The sequence below is a fragment of the Cupriavidus sp. F041 genome (assembly GCF_057814235.1).
On record NZ_JBVASY010000002.1, the window covers coordinates 2,484,786 to 2,503,314 of the forward strand.

The window sequence follows — 18,529 nt, forward strand, 5'->3', positions numbered from 1 at the left end:
ATGGGTGGCAGGACACAACCGTCCTGGTCAGCACAGACAGCGTGCTGCGCGCGGCGGCAGGTCCAGACGACACTCTAATCCATTTGCGGGAAAGGAACCGCCCGGCACGCGCCTACAGCGACGCGAGGGGATGCCCGCCGTGCGCCCAGGGACTGTCGAAGAAGGCGCGCACGCGTTCGCGCCTTACCTCATCCAGGCGCGCGGGCTGCCACTTGGGCGCATGGTCCTTGTCGACCGCCAGCGCACGAATGCCCTCGACGCCATCGCCGTGACGGAACACGTAGTACATCATGCCCAGCTCCATGCGCAGTTCGTCTTCCAGCGACATGGTGCGGGCGCGGCGGATTTGCTCCAGCGTGACACTCAGCATCAGCGGCGAGCGTGCGCGCAGCATGGCGGCTGTCCGTGCGGCCCAGTCGGAGCCGGCATCGCTGACCGCGGCCAGGATGTCGATCACCGAGGCAGCGGCGAACAGACGGTCGATATCGTCCTGCAGCGCGGCCAGCTGGCTCTCCCCCGGTGGGCAGGCGGCACGGTGCGCGGCGGTGGCCTCGTCGATGCATGCCAGCACGGCGTCGCCATCGGCGAAGTCGCGGACACGCAGGGTGTCCACCAGTTCGGCCATCGTATTGCCCGGCAGGTAGGCATCGGCCAGGCCGGCATGCAGCGCGTCGGCGGCATGGATCATGGCACCGGTCAGGCCCAGGTATTCGCCCAGGCGACCGGGCGTGCGCGACAGGAACCAGCCGCCGCCCACGTCGGGAAACAGGCCGATGTTGGTTTCTGGCATGGCCATCTTGGTCCGCTCGGTCACCAGCCGGCGGCGCGCGCCTTGCGAGATGCCCATGCCGCCGCCCATCACCACGCCATCCATCAACGCGATATAGGGCTTGGCGTACCGGTGGATCAGATGATTGAGCGCGTACTCCTCGACAAAGAACTGGTCGAGCGAAGGATCGCCGGCTAGCGCGGCCCTGTGGAAGAAGCGAATGTCGCCACCGGCGCAAAAGGCCTTGCCGCCAGCGCCGGCGATGACTACCGCCACCACCTCGGGCGCCAATGCCCAGTCATTGAGCGCCGTGGTAATGGCGCGAATCATCTCCAGCGAAAGTGCGTTGAGCGCCTGGGGCCGGTTCAGCGTCAGGTAGCCGATACCGCCGCGAATCTCGCTTGCGACCAAGTCAGTCATGTCTCTTTCTCCGCGAATGCAACCCGCAACTTTACACCAGCCGCGCCGCGGGCCGCACCCGCCGGCACATGGCACGCGGCGTGCCGTTCAGCGCCGCTGCGCGCCGTCCGCTCAGGCGACCCTGAACGCCGACATCAGCCCGGTCAGGCGCTGCGCCTGGTCTTCCAGCGATGCTGCGGCGGCTGCCGCCTGCTCGACCAGCGCGGCGTTCTGCCGGGTCATGCCGTCCATCTGTGCCACCGCCTGGTTGACCTGCTCGATCCCACGCGACTGCTCATCGGAGGCCGAGCTGATGCCGCCCATGATGCCGCTCACGCGCCGCACCGCATTTACCATCTCCTGCATCACCTGCCCCGCCTGATCCACCATCTCGCCGCCGGCGCGCACCCTTGACACCGAATCGCCGATCAGCGTGCGGATCTCCTTGGAAGCGCCCGCGCAACGTTGCGAGAGATCGCGCACATCACCCGCCACCACCGCGAAGCCGCGCCCGTGCTCGCCGGCTCGCGCAGCCTCCACCGCCGCGTTGAGCGCGAGGATATTAGTCTGGAACGCAATTTTCTCGATCACGTCGATGATGTCGACGATCTTGTTGGCGCTGGCGTCAATGGCCTGCATGGTGCTTGCCACCCGCGCCACGGCGTCGCTGCCGCGCTCGGCCAGGCTAGTGGCATCGCTGGCAAGGTCGTTGGCCTCGCGCGCGCTGTCGGCGTTCTGGCGCACCGTGCCCGTGAGCTGCTCCATGCTGGATGCAGTCTCTTCCAGCGACGCGGCTTGCTGCTCGGTGCGCTGCGAGAGATCGCTGTTGCCGCTGGCGATCTGTTTGCTGGCGGCGGCAATCGAATCTGCGCCACCGCGCACATCGCTCACCACCGCGGCCAGGCTCGCCTGCATGCGGCCGAGCATGACCAGCATGCGGCCTGTCTCGCTGCGCTCGCCCTCGGCGCTCAAACCGGCGCCATCGGACTTTGCGCCAAGATCACCGGCCGCGATGCGTTCGAAGCGCACGATGGCCGCGTCGAGGGGGCCCACGATGGAGCGGCGCAAGCGCCAGGCCACCACCGTGCTGAAGCACAGGCCGAGCGCCAGCACGCCAATCGAAAGCGAGCGCAAAGTAGTGTAGCGCTCCTGCGAACCGTGATAGACCGCCTCCGCGCTGGCGACCTGTAGCCTGCCCAGCTCTGTGTTGACGGCGGTGAAGGCGATATCGAGCTTCGGAATGGTTTCCAGCACGGCGCGCATCACGGCCTCGCGGTCCCCTTGATGCAGCGCTGCGATCATCGGTGAGACGCCTTGCGTGAACAACGCATCGCGCCTGGCGGCAACTTCCTCGGTGACCTTGGCTTCCTCGGGCGAACGCGGCAGCGCCAGGTAGGCCTTCCAGGCAGCATCGGACTGGCGCACAAAGCCCTCGGCGGTAGCGGCACGCGCACGCGCATCGGCCGGGTCGGCGGCAAAGGTGGCCTGGTCCAGCAAGACGCGAACGAGCAACTGGTTGGAACGCGCCTCTGCCAGATTCACGGCGGCGGCGAGCCGCTGCTGGTAGATCTGCCGCGTGGCGTCGTTGCTGCGCGACATGCCGAGCCAGCCTACGGCACCGACAACCAGCAACAACATATTGGTAACGACAGTCAAAATCCACAATCTCGTACCGATGGTGGTGTTGCGAAACATGAGGGCTCCCCGTTGGAATTAGCGCTGACGCGGCTCTGTTTTCAGCCGCCCTGCTATAACGGCGCTGCGCCTGCCGGCTTGACCCCACGCGCATGGATATTCAGTCGTGCAAAATGATCAGGAATGCAAATGTGCGCCACAAGCATTACCGAGCGCATCGGCGTGCACATTTGGCAACGCCACACGGGCGTATAGAGGATCGCCTCCAGACAAAACACCCTGAATCGCGCAACATTGCCCGGATGAAACCGTCAACAATCGATCCCGGCCTGATCCTGCTGGCGTTCGCGCCGGTCTTCCTGCTGACCATCGGCGCGGAGGCGTGGTACTGGGCGCGGCGCGATCCCGCTGTCTACAGCTTGCGCGATACCGTTTCCAACGCGGCGCTGGCGCTGATGCATCAGGCGTCGGATGCTTTTTTCCTGTGGCTGATGGTGCGCACGGTCTACACCTGGAGCTACCAGCACGGGTTGAAGGCGATGCCGCAAACCCCGTGGTCGTTTCTCCTGCTGCTGCTATTGCAGGACTTTCTCTATTACTGGTTTCATCGCGCCAGCCATCGGGTGCGCTGGATGTGGGCCTCGCACGTCACCCATCATTCCTCCGAGGGCATGAATTTCTCCACGGCCTTCCGGCAGAGCCTGACTTATCCGCTTTCGGGAATGTGGCTCTTCTGGATTCCGCTGGCGCTGATCGGCTTCACGCCCGACTGGGTGATCCTGGCGGTGGGGCTGAACCTCGCGTTCCAGTTCTTCGTGCATACGCGGCTGGGCAGCCGCTGGCACCGGCTTGAATGGCTGGTCAATACGCCCTCGGTCCACCGTGTGCACCATGCCAGGAACCCGCAGTACATCGACCGCAACTATGCGGGCGTGCTGACCGTGTGGGACCGGATGTTCGGATCCTTCGTGCCTGAGCAGGCGCCGCCCGAGTACGGCATTAGCCGTGGCATTGCCAGCCATAATCCGCTCACCCTCACCTTCCACGAATGGCGCGACATGTTCGCCGACGCATGGCGCCACCGGGACCAGCGCCATCTATGGAAGCCGCCGGAGTGGCGCAATCCGCGCGAATCGGCCGCCAACCTGGCGCCGCCCGGCGCGGCGTTTGGAGCGGATCGCAGCCAGGATGCCCGACAGCCCCAATAACCCCGATAACCCCGGAAGACGGGCAACAAAAAACCGCGCACAAGGCGCGGTTTTTTGTTGGCAAGACTGCCCGAAGCGAAACGCTTACGCGGTTTCGCGCGAAGCACGCTTACGCTCGTGCTCCTTCAGGTGACGCTTGCGCAGGCGGATGCTCTTCGGCGTGATCTCGACCAGTTCGTCGTCGGCGATGAATTCCACCGCGTATTCCAGCGACATCTGGATCGGCGGCACCAGGCGCACGGCTTCGTCGGTACCCGAGGCGCGCACGTTAGTCAGCTGCTTGCCCTTGATCGGGTTCACGACCAGGTCGTTGTCGCGGCTATGGATGCCGATGATCATGCCTTCGTACAGCGCATCGCCCGGCTTGACGAACATGCGGCCGCGGTCCTGCAGCTTCCACAGTGCGTAGGCCACGGCATCGCCGTCGTCCTGCGAGATCAGCACGCCGTTGTGGCGCTCACCCAGGCCGCCTTCGCGCACGGGCGCGTAGTCGTCGAAGATGTGGCTAATCAGGCCGGTGCCGCGCGTCAGCGTCAGGAACTCGCCCTGGAAGCCGATCAGGCCGCGTGCCGGAACGCGGTACTCGAGGCGGGTGCGGCCCTTGCCGTCCGATGCCATGTCGAGCAGTTCGCCCTTGCGGCGGCCCAGTTCTTCCATCACGCTGCCCTGGTGGCCGTCTTCGACGTCCACGGTCAGCAGTTCGTACGGCTCGTGCTTGACGCCGTCAATTTCCTTGAACACCACGCGCGGGCGCGACACGGCCAGCTCGTAGCCTTCGCGGCGCATGTTTTCCAGCAGGATGGTCAGGTGCAGTTCACCGCGGCCCGACACTTCGAAGATGGTGTCGTCGCCGGTCTCGGCCACGCGCAGCGCCACGTTCGACTTCAGTTCGCGGTCCAGGCGCTCGCGCAGCTGGCGGCTGGTCACGAACTTGCCTTCGCGGCCTGCCAGCGGCGAGGTGTTGACGCAGAAGTTCATGGTCAGCGTGGGCTCGTCCACCTTCAGCATCGGCAGCGCGTCCTGCGCGTCCGGTGCGCACACGGTGCAACCGATGCCCAGTTCTTCGATGCCGTTGATCAGCACGATGTCGCCGGCTTCGGCTTCCGCCACGATTTCGCGCTCCAGGCCCTGGAACTTCAGCACCTGGTTGATACGACCCTTGATGGGGTTGCCTTCCGGGCCGAACTTGACCACCACGTCTTGCAGCGAGCGAGCGCGGCCACGCGAAATGCGGCCCACGCCGATCTTGCCGACATAGCTGTTGTAATCGAGCGAGATGATCTGCAGCTGCAGGGGGCCATCCGGGTTGTCGTCACGGACGGGCACCTTGGACAGCACCGTCTCGAACAGCGGCTTCATGTCGCCTTCGCGCACGTCGTCGGTCAGGCCGGCGTAGCCGTTCAGGCCCGAAGCGTAGATCACCGGGAAGTCGAGCTGTTCGTCGGTGGCGCCCAGCTTGTCGAACAGGTCGAAAGTCTGGTTGATCACCCATTCCGGACGCGCGCCCGGACGGTCGACCTTGTTGATGACCACGATCGGCTTCAGGCCCAGCGCCAGCGCCTTGCGCGTGACGAAACGGGTCTGCGGCATCGGGCCTTCAACGGCATCGACCAGCAGCAGCACGCCGTCGACCATCGACAACACGCGCTCCACTTCACCGCCGAAGTCGGCGTGGCCAGGGGTGTCGACGATATTGATATGGGTGCCGTTGTATTCGACAGCGCAATTCTTCGCGAGGATGGTGATCCCGCGTTCCTTTTCAATGTCGTTCGAATCCATCACGCGCTCGACCACTTGCTGGTTGTCGCGGAAGGTGCCTGCCTGGCGCAGGAGTTGGTCGACCAGAGTGGTCTTGCCATGATCGACGTGAGCGATGATGGCGATATTGCGGATGGCGCGGGTCATTGCAGCGTCTCGCTTTGGGGGCTGAGCATCAAAAGATAACCCGAAATTATAGCATGCTGCGGCGCAAAACCCGAGACCGACGTTCGGAGGCTTCTTACCCACCCCGCTCGACCAGATTTGGATTATTGCGTCATTAGCAATAACAAATTGCTCTCCTTGCGATTAACAAATCGTGAACATATAGTTGCCACGACAAACATTGCAGCGACAAGCACCCGAGCGAAATGTCCGAGCAGACCCAATCCACTCCCGATGACACCCACCCCTTCGACCCGGCCGAATACTGCATGGGCGAAAGCGTGGGCTACCTGATGGCACGCGCCAAGAACGTGTTGTCGCACGAGGTGGAGCAGGAGGTGACCGGCCTGGACATCACGCATGCCCAGGCAACCTGCCTGATGATGCTGGCCGCTGGCCGTGGCAGCACGGTGACCGACCTGGGCCGGGAACTCAACACTGACATGGGTTCTGTCACGCGCCTGCTCAGCCGCATGGAAAAACGCGGCCTGATCGAGCGCCAGCGCAGCGATGCCGACCGGCGCGTGGTCGACCTGTCGATCACGCCCGCCGGCCGGATCCTGGTGGACGAGTTGCCGCGGATCTACTGCCGCGTGCTGAACCGGCATTTCAGGGGCTTTTCCGATACCGAGTTGCAGACCTTCCGCTCGATGCTGCACCGGATCATCAGCAACAACAGCGGCTAGCCAGCGTAACTGACGCGCTTTTGCCAAGCCTCCCGGCCACTGCCGCCCCGACCTCTCGAATAAAAGAACAAACAATAAGGCTCTGTCGTTCCGCACCCAGATGAATCAAGCTCTCTCCTCTCTCGCCCTGTCACCGCGCGCACGCGCGGTGGGCCGCCGGGCCGGCACGCTGGCGCTGACTGCGCTCGCGGCCGCGGTTCTTGCGGGTTGCGCCGCGTTCGGCAATTCGCACAGCACGCAGACGGTTACCGCCCCTGGCACTCTTGCCAGCGCCCAGTCCCTGCCCTCGCAGCACGGCCAATGGCCCTCGCTCGACTGGATCGACCAGTTCAAGGATGCGCAGTTGCGCGGCCTGGTCGACGAGGCGGTAAAGGACAGCCCCAACCTGCAAGCCGCTTTCGCCCGCGTGGAAGCCTCGCGCGCGATGGCCGACGCCACCCGCAGCGCGCTGTATCCGCAGGTCGACTTCGAAGGCAGCCTGATACGCCAGCGCTTTTCCGAGACCGACCTGTTCGCAGGTACGCGGCTGGCCGGTTCGTGGCAAAACCAGACACGCCTGCAGGCCGGCCTGTCTTACGACTTCGATTTCTGGGGCAAGAATCGCGCGGCGCTTGAAGCCGCGCTGTCCGACGATCGCGCCATCGAGGCCGAAAGCCAGGCCTCGCGCCTGATCCTGACCACATCCGTGGCCCGCACCTACGCGCGCCTTGCCGCCTTGTACGCGCAACGCGACGTGGCCGAGCGCGCCATCGCCCAGCGGCGCGGCCTGACCCAGCTGTCGAGCGAGCGTCTCAGCGCCGGGCTGGATACCCAGGTGGAGACCACCCAGGCACGCGGCACGGTGGCATCGGCGCAAACCGACCTGCTGCGCGTGGACGAAGACATCACGCTGGCGCGCAACCAGCTCGCCGCCCTGTTGGGCAAGGGCCCGGACCGCGGCCTGGCGATCCAGCGCCCGACCATCCTGGCGCAAGACACGCCGCAACTGCCGGACAACCTCACCATCGACTTGCTGGGCCGCCGCCCCGACCTGGTTGCAGCCCGCTGGCGCGTCGAGGCCAGCAGCAAGGATATCGAGGTGGCGCGCGCGGAATTCCTGCCCGCCGTCAGCCTGTCCGCCTTCGCCGGCGTCGCCTCGCTGGACCCCGCCAACCTGCTGATGAGCATCAGCCGGACCTTCGGCATTGGCCCGGCCATCCGCCTGCCGATTTTCGAGGGTGGCAAGCTGCGCGCCAACCTGAAGGGCAAGTACGCGCAATACGACCTCGCCGCGGCCAACTACAACCAGACGCTGGTCGACGCGCTGCGCGAAACCGCCGATACGGTCGCCAGCATCCGCAGCGTAGACACACAGATCACGGCCCAGCGCGAAGCACTCGCCCTGGCCGAGCGGGCTTACTCTCTGGCCACCATCCGCTACAAGGCCGGACTGGGCACCCAGCTCACCGTGCTCAATGCCGAAAGCAATGTGCTGCAGCAGCGCCGCCTTGCCACCGACCTGCAGGCGCGCCGCCTGGACCTGCAAATGGGCCTGATGAAAGCGCTCGGCGGGGGCTACCAGGAACAAGCCGAAGGCACGCAAAAGCCGGCCGAGGCACGCGGCTAAGCCCGCCCCTCGCAGCGCAGGCACAGACAACAAGAACAGACCAACGGTACCGACAGCATTCTTCAAAGACGATCATGAGCGATAACAAGCAAGCGGCCCAGACTCCCGCCTCCCAGGCGGCCCCCGTCAACAACAACGGCAAGCGCAAGCGCCTGCTGCTTTCCCTGACCGCCGCGGTAGTGGTGGCCGGCGTGGGCTATGGCGTCTACTGGGGCCTGTACGCGCGCCATTTCGAAAGCACCGACGACGCCTATGTGGCGGGTAATGTCGTGCAGGTTACGCCGCTGGTGGGCGGCACCGTGATCTCGATAGCGGCCGACGACACGCAACTGGTCACTGCCGGTCAGCCCTTGATCCAGCTCGACCGCGCCGACTCGCAGGTCGCCCTGGAACAAGCCGAAGCGCAGCTGGCGCAAGCCGTGCGCGAGGTCCGCACCCTCTACGTCAACAACGGTTCGCTGGCGGCCAACGTGGCGATGCGCGAGGCCGATGTGGCCAAGGCGAAGGAAGACCTCAGGCGGCGCATGGCCATCGCCAACTCCGGCGCGGTGTCGGGCGAAGAAATTTCGCACGCCCAGACGGCGCTGACGGCAGCCCAGTCGGCGCTGTCGGCAACACGCGAGCAACTGGCGTCCAACAAGGTGCTGACCGACCAGACCACGGTGGAGAAGCATCCCAATGTCCAGCGTGCCGCGGCCAACCTGCGTGCCGCCTACCTCGCGTTCGCGCGCTCGACCCTGCCGGCGCCGGTGACGGGCTACGTGGCCAAGCGTTCGGTGCAGGTGGGCCAGCGCGTGGCACCGGGCGCGCCGCTGATGGCCGTGGTGCCGCTGGACCAGGTGTGGATCGACGCCAACTTCAAGGAAGTGCAGATCACGCATATGCGTGTTGGCCAGCCGGTCACGCTGGAGGCCGACCTGTACGGATCCAAGGTGACTTACAACGGCAAGGTGGAGGGTTTCTCGGCCGGCACCGGCTCGGCCTTCTCGCTGCTGCCGGCGCAGAATGCCACCGGCAACTGGATCAAGGTGGTCCAGCGCCTGCCGGTGCGTATCGCGCTGGATCCGAAGCAACTGAAGGACCACCCGCTGCGTGTCGGCCTGTCGATGAACGTGACCGTCGACGTGCGCAAGGAAGAAGGCGCTGCAATGTCCAACACCACGGTCGCCCGGCCGATGCAGACCGACGTCTATGAAAAGGTCGCGCAAGACGCCGACGCGCTGATCGCCCGCATCATCACGCTGAACAATGGCGGCCGCCAGGCGGCCGAACCCATGGCAGCGCCGGTTGCAGCCCCCGCCTCGGCCAAGCCCGCCAACACCTGAACATGGCCACTTCCATCCCCGCGCGCGACGGCGCCGCTCCCGGCGCCCCGGCGCCGGGAGCGCGTACTGCGCCAGTACCGCTCTCGGGCGGCAAGCTGATCATCGGCACCATCGCGCTGTCGCTGGCCACGTTCATGAACGTGCTCGACTCATCCATCGCCAACGTGTCGATTCCGGCCATTTCGGGCGACCTCGGCGTGGCGCCCAATCAGGGTACCTGGGTCATCACCTCGTTCGCGGTGGCCAATGCGATCTCAGTGCCGCTCACAGGCTGGCTGACAACGCGCTTTGGGGCGGTACGCCTGTTCATCACCTCGATCCTGCTGTTTGTGCTCTCATCGTGGCTGTGCGGCGTCGCGCCAAACCTGGAAGTCCTGCTGGCGGCGCGCGTGCTGCAAGGCGCCGTGGCCGGGCCCATGATCCCGCTGTCGCAATCGCTGCTGCTATCCAGCTATCCACCGCAAAAGAGCACCATGGCGCTGGCGCTATGGGGCATGACCACCCTGGTGGCGCCGATCATGGGGCCGCTGCTGGGCGGCTGGATCTCGGACAACATGACCTGGCCGTGGATCTTCTACATCAACATCCCGGTGGGTGTCGGCGCCGCCTATGCCACCTGGGCGATCTACCGCGACCGCGAAACGCCCGTCAAGATCCTGCCGATCGACCGGATCGGGCTGGCGCTGCTGGTGATCTGGGTGGGGTCGATGCAGCTCATGCTCGACAAGGGCAAGGAGCTGGACTGGTTCCACTCGACCTCGATCGTGGTGCTGACCGTGGTGGCCATTGTCGGATTCCTGTTCTTCCTCATCTGGGAGAGCTATGAAAAACACCCGATCGTTGATATCACGCTGTTCAAGGGCCGCAATTTCAGCGCTGGCGTGGTAGCCATCTCGGTCGCGTATGGACTGTTCTTCGGCAACCTGGTGATCCTGCCGCTGTGGCTGCAAACCATCGTCGGCTATACCGCGACCAATGCCGGCATCGTGATGGCGCCGGTCGGGATCTTCGCTATCCTGCTGTCTCCGTTGATCGGGAAGAACCTGCCGAAGATGGATGCCCGCTGGGTCGCCACGGCGGCCTTCATCACCTTTGGCGTGGTCAGCCTGATGCGTTCGGGATTCACCCTGCAGGTCGACACCCGCTCGCTGATGATCCCGACGCTGATCCAGGGTGCGGCGATGGCGATGTTCTTTATCCCGCTGACCTCGATCATCCTGTCGGGCCAGCCGCCGGAGAAGATTCCGTCGGCCTCGGGCGTCTCCAACTTCGTGCGGATCACATTCGGCGCGATCGGCGCTTCGATCTCGACCACTATCTGGGAAAACCGCACGGCGATGCATCACGCGCAGCTGGTGGAACAGGTCAATCCTTACAACCCGGCCTACGCCGACCAGCTGAATCACCTGATGCAGTTGGGCATGAGCCAGGCCCAGGCTATTGGCCAGATCGAGCGCAGCATTTCGCAGCAGGCAGCCATGCTCGGCGCCAACGACATCTTCTGGATCTCTGGCGTGCTGTTCTTCGTGCTGATTATTTTCGTCTGGCTGACCAAGCCGAAAAAGGGAGGCGACCTTGACGCCTCCGCCGCCGGAGCGCACTAAGCCAAGCAAGTGCTTCGCGCCCCCGGCGAGGCCGGTGCCCTCGCAGGCATCGGCCTCCCGCCCCCCCAATCGCCAATCGCCAATCGCCGGCGTACCTGCTCGACTCTCCCCCACTGGTTCAGGCCGGCAGGATTTCCTGCACTACGAATTCAACTGACTGCGAACCATCGGAGATGGGCAGGCTGGACATGCCATCCAGCCGGCGCCCCTAGCAACGCCATGCCGGCGGGCGACAGGATAGATAGCTGTCCGCGCCGGAAATCCGCCTCATCGGGGTAGACGATGCGCCAGACAAAGTGCTCGCGGTGCTGCGCCTCAATGCAGAGAAAAGGCGCATTCAGCGTGACCACCTCGCGCGGCCGGTTGGCGGGGGCGCCGACCACGGCACGCCCGATGACTTCGCGGTTGGACTTGCGCTGGAGCGCCGCCGTCCGTTGATCGGCGGCGAGCGCATTCAGGCGTTCGATATCGCAGGGGGTGAGGAAAACTGTCTTTCGCATGCTGACTCCCGGTGTCAACGCGCGCGACGTGGTCACGCGCGTGGCATTTGGCTTCTGGGGGGAGCAAGGTTCGGCCCGGTGCGCTGCGCTTCGACGCGCCTAGGAGGCGGATCAGGCAGCGTACCGGGCGGCAGCGAGCGAGGCGGCTGTTGCCGCGCGTAGGAGCAGGACGAGGCGGTTCACGAAGGCTCTGCAGTCGTGCCGCGTGTGCCCGGACGCAGGATGCGCCAGGTTGCGCGGCAGATATTTTATATTTAAACAAATATCTGCCGCAAAGGAAAGGCATCACGCCAGCCCTGCGCGCTTTCGCCGCGGATCTCGTTATTTGAAGCGGCCTTCTTGCGCGATGCAACACGTTGGTCGCAGCAACGTCAGGCCGATGCGCCATTCGGGGCAGGGCCGGGTGCCCCGCCTCCCTATAGCTTGACCAGCCGCTCGGGACGGAGCGCCCCTTCGCGCATGCGTGCCACGCCCAACAGGCGTTGCGGTGCATCGCCATAGACGCGGGCAAGCTCGCCCTCCGCCAGCGCGGTGCCGGCGGGCAGGTCGCGCTGCGCAATACGCTGCCCCTGCAGGAAGCGTCCCATCGCCGCCGCGTCGAGCGTCACCGGAACGCAGCGCTGCAACAAGGCATCGACCGGAGCCAGCAACGCCGAGCGTTCGTCATCGCTGTGCTCTTCGATCTGCTCCAGCGTGACCGCGCCGGCCAGGCTCAGGTCGCCAACCGCGGTGCGGCGCAAGCCGGTCAGGTGCGCGCCACAGCCAAGCGCCTCGCCGATATCTTCGGCCAGGGTGCGGATATACGTGCCCTTGCTGCAGGTCACGCGCATGCTGAAGGTGGGCGCCTGCGGCAAACCGCAATCCAGCAGCGTGATCTCGTGAATGGTGACGCGGCGCGCCGCGCGCTCCACCGTCTGGCCCGCGCGCGCGTACTCGTACAGCGGGCGTCCGTCTTTCTTCAGCGCGGAATGCATCGGCGGGACCTGCTCGATTTCCCCCGCGAAGCGCGTCATGGCTTCTCGCAGCGCCTCGATGTCGCATGTCACCGGGCGTTGCGCAATCGCCTCGCCTTCGGCATCGCCGGTGGCGGTCTTGATGCCCAGGCGCACGGCCGCCTCGTAGGTCTTGTCGGCCTCAAGGAGGTCCTGCGAAAATTTGGTCGCCTCGCCGAAGCACAGCGGCAACAGCCCGGTGGCAAGCGGGTCGAGCGTGCCGGTATGGCCGGCCTTGAGCGCGCGCAGCAGGCGCTTGGCACGCACCAGCGCATCGTTGGACGACAGGCCGAGCGGCTTGTCGAGCAGCAGTACACCATGCACCTCGCGGCGGGGCTGCCGGGGCGGGCGGTTGTTTTTGGGATCGGTCATGACGGGAGCAATGTGGCGCCGGCGGGATTCTGAGCCCTGGCGCGACAAACGGAAACAAGACAAGCGGGAACAAGAAAACGGCCCGTAATCACGGGCCGTCTTTCAGTCTTCTTTTGCGCGAGTGGAGTTCGCTTCTTTGATCAGCTTGGACATCTCGATCGCCTGTTCCACCGAGGTATCGTGGAAAAAGCGCAGCGTCGGCACCGTATGGATATGCAGCCGCTTGTAGAGCAGCGAATGCAGGTAGCCGGACTTTTCGTTGAGGATGCCTTCCACTTCCGCGGCGTCGGCCGCCAGCACGGTGAAGTACACCTTGGCGTGCGCGTAGTCGGGGGTCAGCGTGACCGACTGCAGTGTGACGAGCCCCAGGCGGGGATCGCGCAGCTCACGCTGGATCATCTCGGCCAGGTCGCGCTGGATCTGGTCGGAAATCCGGAGATTACGGGAGGAGATACTGCCTTTCTTGGCCATTCAATACGCTTCTGTCGAGAAGGGCAGCGGCGGGCCAGTTGGCCCGCCGCCCGCAACACGCCTTACAGCGTGCGCGCCACCTCGGTGATTTCATACACTTCGAGCTGGTCGCCTTCCTGAACGTCGTTGAAGTTCTTGATCGACAAACCGCACTCGAAGCCTTGCTTGACTTCCTTGACGTCGTCCTTGAAGCGCTTGAGCGAATCGAGCTCGCCGGTATGGATGACCACGTTGTTACGCAGCACCCGCACCAGGGCGGTACGCTTGACCATGCCATCGGTGACCATACAGCCAGCCACCGCACCGATCTTCGGCACACGGAATACCTGGCGCACCTCGACCGTACCCAGCGTGACTTCGCGCTTTTCCGGAGCCAGCATGCCCGACATTGCCGCCTTGATCTCGTCTACCGCATCGTAAATGATGTTGTAGTAGCGGATATCGATGCCGTTGTTCTCGGCCAGCTTGCGCGCGCCAGCATCGGCACGCACGTTGAAGCCGATGATGACCGCCTTCGAGGCCGTGGCCAGGTTGACGTCCGACTCCGAGATACCGCCCACGCCGCCGTGCACGATCTGCACGCGCACTTCTTCGGTCGACAGCTTCTGCAGCGATTGCACCAGCGCTTCCTGCGAACCCTGAACGTCGGCCTTGACGATCAACGGCAGCGTCTGCACTTCGCCTTCGCTCATCTGCTCCAGCATGGTTTCCAGCTTGGCTGCCTGCTGCTTGGCCAGCTTGACGTCGCGGTACTTGCCTTGGCGGAACAGCGCGATTTCGCGCGCCTTGCGCTCGTCCGGCAGGACCAGGACTTCTTCGCCGGCGGCCGGCACTTCGGACAGGCCCTGGATCTCGACCGGAATCGAGGGACCCGCTTCCTTGGTCGGCTTGCCGGTTTCGTCCAGCATGGCACGGACACGGCCGTATGCGCTGCCAGCCAGCACCACGTCGCCACGCTTGAGCGTGCCGCTGGTGACCAGAATGGTCGCGATCGGGCCCTTGCCCTTGTCCAGCTGGGCTTCCACCACCAGGCCCTTGGCCGGGGCATCCACCGGGGCGCGCAGCTCCAGCACTTCGGCCTGCAGCAGCACTTGCTCCAGCAGATCGTCGATGCCTGCGCCGGTCTTGGCGGACACCGGAACGAACGGCGAATCACCGCCGTACTCTTCCGGCAGCACCTGCTCGGCCACCAGCTCCTGCTTGACGCGGTCCGGGTTGGCTTCGGGCTTGTCGATCTTGTTGATCGCCACCACGATGGGCACGCCTGCCGCCTTGGCGTGGGCGATAGCTTCCTTCGTCTGCGGCATCACGCCGTCGTCGGCCGCCACCACCAGGATCACGATGTCGGTTGCCTTGGCGCCACGGGCACGCATGGCCGTGAAGGCCTCGTGACCCGGGGTGTCCAGGAAGGTGATCACGCCGCGTTCGGTTTCCACATGGTAGGCACCGATGTGCTGCGTAATACCGCCGGCTTCGCCCGCCGCCACCTTGGCACGACGGATGTAGTCCAGCAGCGAGGTCTTGCCGTGGTCGACGTGACCCATCACGGTCACCACCGGCGGACGCGGCAGCTGCTCGGCGTCGGTGTGGTCTTCGCCACCCACCACCAGCAGTGCTTCCGGATCGTCCAGCTTGGCGGCAAACGCCTTGTGGCCCATTTCTTCCACCACGATCATGGCGGTTTCCTGGTCCAGCACCTGGTTGATGGTCACCATCTGGCCGAGCTTCATCATCTGCTTGATGACCTCGGATGCCTTGACGGCCATCTTGTGGGCGAGATCCGCCACCGAGATGGTTTCCGGCACGTGCACTTCGCGCACCACCGGTTCCGTCGGCGCCTGGAAGTTGGTGCCACGGTCATCCTGCTGGTGACGGTTGCCACGACCGCGCGGACCGCCACGCCAGCCGCCAACGCCACCCGACGAATCGCCACGAGTCTTCAGGCCGCTGCCCTTCTTCTTCGAGCCTTCGTCTTGCCAGGTCGAGGACGTGCCAGCCTTCACTACCTTGCCGGTCTTCTTGTCGACGGTGGTGGTGGCGGTGGCGGTCGTAGTCGTTGTGGGCTTCTTGTCGTCTTTCTTGACTTCGGTGCCCGGTGCCTTGACCGGCTTGTGCAGCGTGCCGGTCTGCTCGGCCTTTTTCTCTTCGGCCTTGCGTTCCGACGGCGCCTTGAGCACGCGCGCCGGCGCATTCAGCATCTGCTGAATGGCTCGCGCCTCGGCTTCGGCGGCCTCGCGGCGCTTGCGCGCTGCGTCCTGCTCTGCACGCGCCTTGTCGGCAGCCTGCTTGGCATCGTCGGCGGCCTTCTGCGCGGCAGCGCGCTCGGCGGCCAGACGAACCTTCTCGTCCTCGGCCTTCTTGCGCGAGTCGTCGTCTTCCGGCGCCTTGGCGGTAGCGGCGGCGCGCAGGGCAGCGGCTTCCTCTTCCGCCTTGCGGGCGGCGAGCTCAGACTGGCGGCGTTCTTCTGCCTCCAGTGCTTCCTGCTTGGCACGGCGCTCGGCTTCCTCGCGTTCAGCCGCCTCCTGGCGTGCCTTCGACTCGGCTTCCTGGCGTGCCAGCAACTCGGCCTGCTGACGATCTTCCTCTTCCTGGCGTGCCTGCTCGGCCGTAGCGACCTGCAGCTCGGCCACGTCGTGGCCATCGGCGCCCTCGGGCGAAGCCTCGTCGCGCTTGATCAGGACGCGCTTCTTGCGCACCTCGACCTGCACCGTGCGAGTCTTGCCGGTGGAATCAGCCTGGCGGATCTCGGAAGTCTCACGCTTGGTCAGCGTGATCTTCTTGCGCGCGCTGTCATCGGCCGCCCCGTGCGAACGCTTGAGGTAATCCAGCAACTTGGTCTTGTCGGATTCGGTGATGATGTCGTCAGGCGTCACCTTGCCCACCCCAGCTGCCTGCAATTGTTCCAGCAGGGCAGCTGCGCTGCGGCTCAGTTCTGCGGCCAGTTGGGCAACTGTTGTGCTTGCCATTCAAACCCTTTCAATGCTCGGTTTATACGTCGGGACAGTCGTGTGCGGAATGCGCGCTCAGGTAGCCTGAAAAAGCGTTACGTGAGCGTGTCCCTCAGTTAAACCAATGTTCCCGTGCTTTCATGATCAGCGCGCGGGCGTCTTCCTCGCCGAGACCAACCATGTCGACAAGTTCGTCGACGGCCAGCTCGGCCAGTTCGTCACGCGTGTGGATATTGCCTTCGGCCAGCTTGCCGATCAGTTCCGGGGTCAGGCCGTCGAGCGAACGCAGATCCTGCGACACCTCTTCCACCCTTTCTTCCCGGGCCAGTTCCATCGTCAAGAGCGCATCGCGTGCGCGGTTGCGCAGCTCGTTGACGGTATCTTCATCGAAGGCGTCAATCTCCAACATCTCGCTGATGGGCACATAGGCCACTTCTTCCAGCGTGGAGAAACCTTCGTCGATCAAGATGTCAGCCACTTCTTCGTCCACGTCCAGCTTGGCCATGAACAACTTGCGCACCACGTCGCTTTCCTCGGCCTGCTTCTGCGCCGATTCTTCCTGCGTCATGATGTTGATCTGCCAGCCGGTCAGCTCGGACGCCAGGCGTACGTTCTGACCGCTGCGGCCGATGGCGACGGCGAGATTTTCCTCGTCCACCACCACGTCCATGCTGTGCTTTTCCTCGTCGACAACAATCGACTGTACCTGTGCCGGCGCCAGCGCGCCAATCACGAACTGCGCAGGGTCTTCCGACCACAGCACGATGTCGACCGCTTCGCCGCCGATTTCGTTACGGACCGCGGTCACCCGCGTGCCGCGCACGCCGACACACGTCCCGATCGGGTCGATGCGCTTGTCATGCGCCACCACGGCGATCTTGGCACGTACGCCAGGGTCGCGGGCAGCCGCCTTGATCTCCAGCAGGCCCTGCTCCATCTCCGGCACTTCATTCTCGAAGAGCTTGATCAGGAACTCGGGCGCGGTACGCGACAGCTCGATTTGCGGGCCGCGTGCGGTGCGATCCACATTCAGGATATAAGCGCGCACACGGTCGCCGGTGCGCAGATTTTCCTTCGGAATGATCTGGTCGCGGGCCAGCAGCGCTTCCACGCGGCCGGACTCGACGATCAGGCCCTTCTTGTCGGCACGCTTGACCGTACCGGTCATGACCTTTTCGCCACGATCGAGGTAATCGTTGAGGATCTGCTCGCGCTCGGCGTCGCGGATCTTCTGCAGGATCACCTGCTTGGCGGCTTGCGCACCGATACGGCCGAACTCGACCGATTCGATCTGCTCTTCGATGAACTCATCCAGCTCGATGTCCGGATTCTGCTCGCGTGCCTCGAACATGAGGATCTGCTTGTCCGGCTCTTGCAGGCCCTGTTCATCGGGGACCACAAGCCAGCGACGAAACGTCTCGTGCTCACCGGACTCGCGATCGATGGCGACGCGAATGTCCACGTCTTCCTCGAAGCGCTTCTTGGTTGCCGAAGCGAGTGCCGCTTCCAGCGCACCGAATACCACATCCTTGTCGACGTTCTTCTCACGTGCAAGCGCATCGACGAGCAACAGAACTTCGCGGCTCATTGCTTGTTCCCTTTTTTCTGATTTCCTTTGAAGTCGATCACCGGCACCAAGCGTGCGCGATCGACATCGGATATGGCGAATTCCAGCAGTGCCGTGCCATTCTGGCCTTCGAACTCGAGGCCGACCTGCTCCGCCCCCGGCTCACCGGTGGGCGTCTGCAGGATGCCGACGAAATTCTTCTGGCCATTGACCGGCAGGCGCAGCGTGACCCTGGCTTCCTGGCCCGCGAAGCGGACATAGTCAGCCAGTTTCTTCAGCGGCCGGTCCAGCCCCGGCGAGGACACTTCGAGGCGCTCGTAGTCGATATTCTCGACGGTCAGCACGTGGGTAAGCTGGCGGCTTACCTTCTCGCAGTCCTCAATGACGATGCCGGTTTCAGGCTGATCGATATAGACGCGCATGAGTCCGCCCGGAGCGCGCTCGAGCTCAACCAGCTCGTACCCCATGCCGTTAAGGGTGGTTTCGATCAAATCTGCCAGATGCACTGTATTCCCGAATAATGG

General features: G+C 64.5%; 14 protein-coding genes. 5 read left to right on the forward strand and 9 right to left on the reverse strand.

The features are described 5' to 3' along the window. Positions 1-112: 112 nt before the first annotated feature. On the reverse strand, positions 113-1,189 hold the full coding sequence (locus tag ACZY0R_RS28880; RefSeq protein WP_488863219.1) for an enoyl-CoA hydratase/isomerase family protein: 1,077 nt from the start codon (positions 1,187-1,189) through the stop codon (positions 113-115). A 111-nt stretch (positions 1,190-1,300) separates the two neighbouring features. Beyond that, positions 1,301-2,863 carry a methyl-accepting chemotaxis protein gene (locus tag ACZY0R_RS28885; protein WP_488863221.1) on the reverse strand — a complete coding sequence of 521 codons (1,563 nt, stop codon included), beginning with the start codon at positions 2,861-2,863 and terminating at the stop codon, positions 1,301-1,303. 242 nt (positions 2,864-3,105) lie between these two features. On the opposite strand from ACZY0R_RS28885, the gene ACZY0R_RS28890 reads away from it, so the two are divergent. Next, positions 3,106-4,011: a sterol desaturase family protein gene (locus ACZY0R_RS28890; RefSeq protein ID WP_488863223.1), complete on the forward strand. Its 906-nt coding sequence runs from the start codon at positions 3,106-3,108 to the stop codon at positions 4,009-4,011. Between the two features lie 84 nt (positions 4,012-4,095). On the opposite strand, the gene typA is transcribed toward ACZY0R_RS28890, so the two are convergent. After that, positions 4,096-5,916, reverse strand: a complete 1,821-nt coding sequence (gene typA / locus ACZY0R_RS28895; RefSeq protein WP_035867884.1) for a translational GTPase TypA — start codon at positions 5,914-5,916, stop codon at positions 4,096-4,098. 224 nt (positions 5,917-6,140) lie between these two features. Between typA and ACZY0R_RS28900 the strand changes: the two genes are divergently transcribed. The 4 genes from ACZY0R_RS28900 (at position 6,141) to ACZY0R_RS28915 (ending at position 11,155) form a co-directional block, all read left to right on the forward strand. Then, positions 6,141-6,620, forward strand: a complete 480-nt coding sequence (locus ACZY0R_RS28900) for a MarR family winged helix-turn-helix transcriptional regulator (protein WP_488863226.1) — start codon at positions 6,141-6,143, stop codon at positions 6,618-6,620. A 100-nt stretch (positions 6,621-6,720) separates the two neighbouring features. Beyond that, entirely contained in the window at positions 6,721-8,226 is a 1,506-nt protein-coding gene (locus tag ACZY0R_RS28905; RefSeq protein ID WP_488863228.1) for an efflux transporter outer membrane subunit, read from the forward strand. A 74-nt stretch (positions 8,227-8,300) separates the two neighbouring features. Continuing rightward, the gene (locus tag ACZY0R_RS28910; protein ID WP_045239384.1) at positions 8,301-9,551 is read left to right on the forward strand and encodes an HlyD/EmrA/EmrK family protein; all 1,251 of its coding nucleotides are present in this window, start codon (positions 8,301-8,303) and stop codon (positions 9,549-9,551) included. 2 nt (positions 9,552-9,553) lie between these two features. Continuing rightward, positions 9,554-11,155 (forward strand): DHA2 family efflux MFS transporter permease subunit, encoded by a 1,602-nt coding sequence (locus tag ACZY0R_RS28915; protein ID WP_488863230.1) that lies wholly within the window; start codon positions 9,554-9,556, stop codon positions 11,153-11,155. A gap of 149 nt (positions 11,156-11,304) precedes the next feature. On the opposite strand, the gene ACZY0R_RS28920 is transcribed toward ACZY0R_RS28915, so the two are convergent. The 6 genes from ACZY0R_RS28920 to rimP all read right to left on the reverse strand — a co-directional run bounded on the left by ACZY0R_RS28920 (position 11,305) and on the right by rimP (position 18,511). Then, positions 11,305-11,655 carry a GreA/GreB family elongation factor gene (locus tag ACZY0R_RS28920; RefSeq protein WP_488863232.1) on the reverse strand — a complete coding sequence of 117 codons (351 nt, stop codon included), beginning with the start codon at positions 11,653-11,655 and terminating at the stop codon, positions 11,305-11,307. A 416-nt stretch (positions 11,656-12,071) separates the two neighbouring features. Then, on the reverse strand, positions 12,072-13,019 hold the full coding sequence (truB, locus tag ACZY0R_RS28925; protein ID WP_488863234.1) for a tRNA pseudouridine(55) synthase TruB: 948 nt from the start codon (positions 13,017-13,019) through the stop codon (positions 12,072-12,074). A gap of 102 nt (positions 13,020-13,121) precedes the next feature. Beyond that, positions 13,122-13,490 carry a 30S ribosome-binding factor RbfA gene (rbfA, locus tag ACZY0R_RS28930; protein ID WP_035867871.1) on the reverse strand — a complete coding sequence of 123 codons (369 nt, stop codon included), beginning with the start codon at positions 13,488-13,490 and terminating at the stop codon, positions 13,122-13,124. A gap of 62 nt (positions 13,491-13,552) precedes the next feature. Beyond that, positions 13,553-16,456 carry a translation initiation factor IF-2 gene (infB, locus tag ACZY0R_RS28935; protein WP_488863236.1) on the reverse strand — a complete coding sequence of 968 codons (2,904 nt, stop codon included), beginning with the start codon at positions 16,454-16,456 and terminating at the stop codon, positions 13,553-13,555. Between the two features lie 94 nt (positions 16,457-16,550). Continuing rightward, positions 16,551-18,026, reverse strand: coding sequence for a transcription termination factor NusA (gene nusA, locus ACZY0R_RS28940; protein WP_045239390.1), 1,476 nt, complete (start codon positions 18,024-18,026; stop codon positions 16,551-16,553). Then, complete coding sequence (rimP, locus tag ACZY0R_RS28945) at positions 18,023-18,511, reverse strand: ribosome maturation factor RimP (protein ID WP_035867865.1); 489 nt, start codon at positions 18,509-18,511, stop codon at positions 18,023-18,025. The genes nusA and rimP overlap by 4 nt, the downstream gene beginning before the upstream one ends. Positions 18,512-18,529 lie beyond the last annotated feature (18 nt).

Bases quoted from the DNA above. Each gene is read 5' to 3' on its own strand.
- ACZY0R_RS28880 (WP_488863219.1), bottom strand. From the start codon at position 1,189: ATGACTGACTTGGTCGCAAGCGAGATTCGCGGCGGTATCGGCTACCTG.
- ACZY0R_RS28885 (WP_488863221.1), bottom strand. From the start codon at position 2,863: ATGTTTCGCAACACCACCATCGGTACGAGATTGTGGATTTTGACTGTC.
- ACZY0R_RS28890 (WP_488863223.1), top strand. From the start codon at position 3,106: ATGAAACCGTCAACAATCGATCCCGGCCTGATCCTGCTGGCGTTCGCG.
- typA (WP_035867884.1), bottom strand. From the start codon at position 5,916: ATGACCCGCGCCATCCGCAATATCGCCATCATCGCTCACGTCGATCAT.
- ACZY0R_RS28900 (WP_488863226.1), top strand. From the start codon at position 6,141: ATGTCCGAGCAGACCCAATCCACTCCCGATGACACCCACCCCTTCGAC.
- ACZY0R_RS28905 (WP_488863228.1), top strand. From the start codon at position 6,721: ATGAATCAAGCTCTCTCCTCTCTCGCCCTGTCACCGCGCGCACGCGCG.
- ACZY0R_RS28910 (WP_045239384.1), top strand. From the start codon at position 8,301: ATGAGCGATAACAAGCAAGCGGCCCAGACTCCCGCCTCCCAGGCGGCC.
- ACZY0R_RS28915 (WP_488863230.1), top strand. From the start codon at position 9,554: ATGGCCACTTCCATCCCCGCGCGCGACGGCGCCGCTCCCGGCGCCCCG.
- ACZY0R_RS28920 (WP_488863232.1), bottom strand. From the start codon at position 11,655: ATGCGAAAGACAGTTTTCCTCACCCCCTGCGATATCGAACGCCTGAAT.
- truB (WP_488863234.1), bottom strand. From the start codon at position 13,019: ATGACCGATCCCAAAAACAACCGCCCGCCCCGGCAGCCCCGCCGCGAG.
- rbfA (WP_035867871.1), bottom strand. From the start codon at position 13,490: ATGGCCAAGAAAGGCAGTATCTCCTCCCGTAATCTCCGGATTTCCGAC.
- infB (WP_488863236.1), bottom strand. From the start codon at position 16,456: ATGGCAAGCACAACAGTTGCCCAACTGGCCGCAGAACTGAGCCGCAGC.
- nusA (WP_045239390.1), bottom strand. From the start codon at position 18,026: ATGAGCCGCGAAGTTCTGTTGCTCGTCGATGCGCTTGCACGTGAGAAG.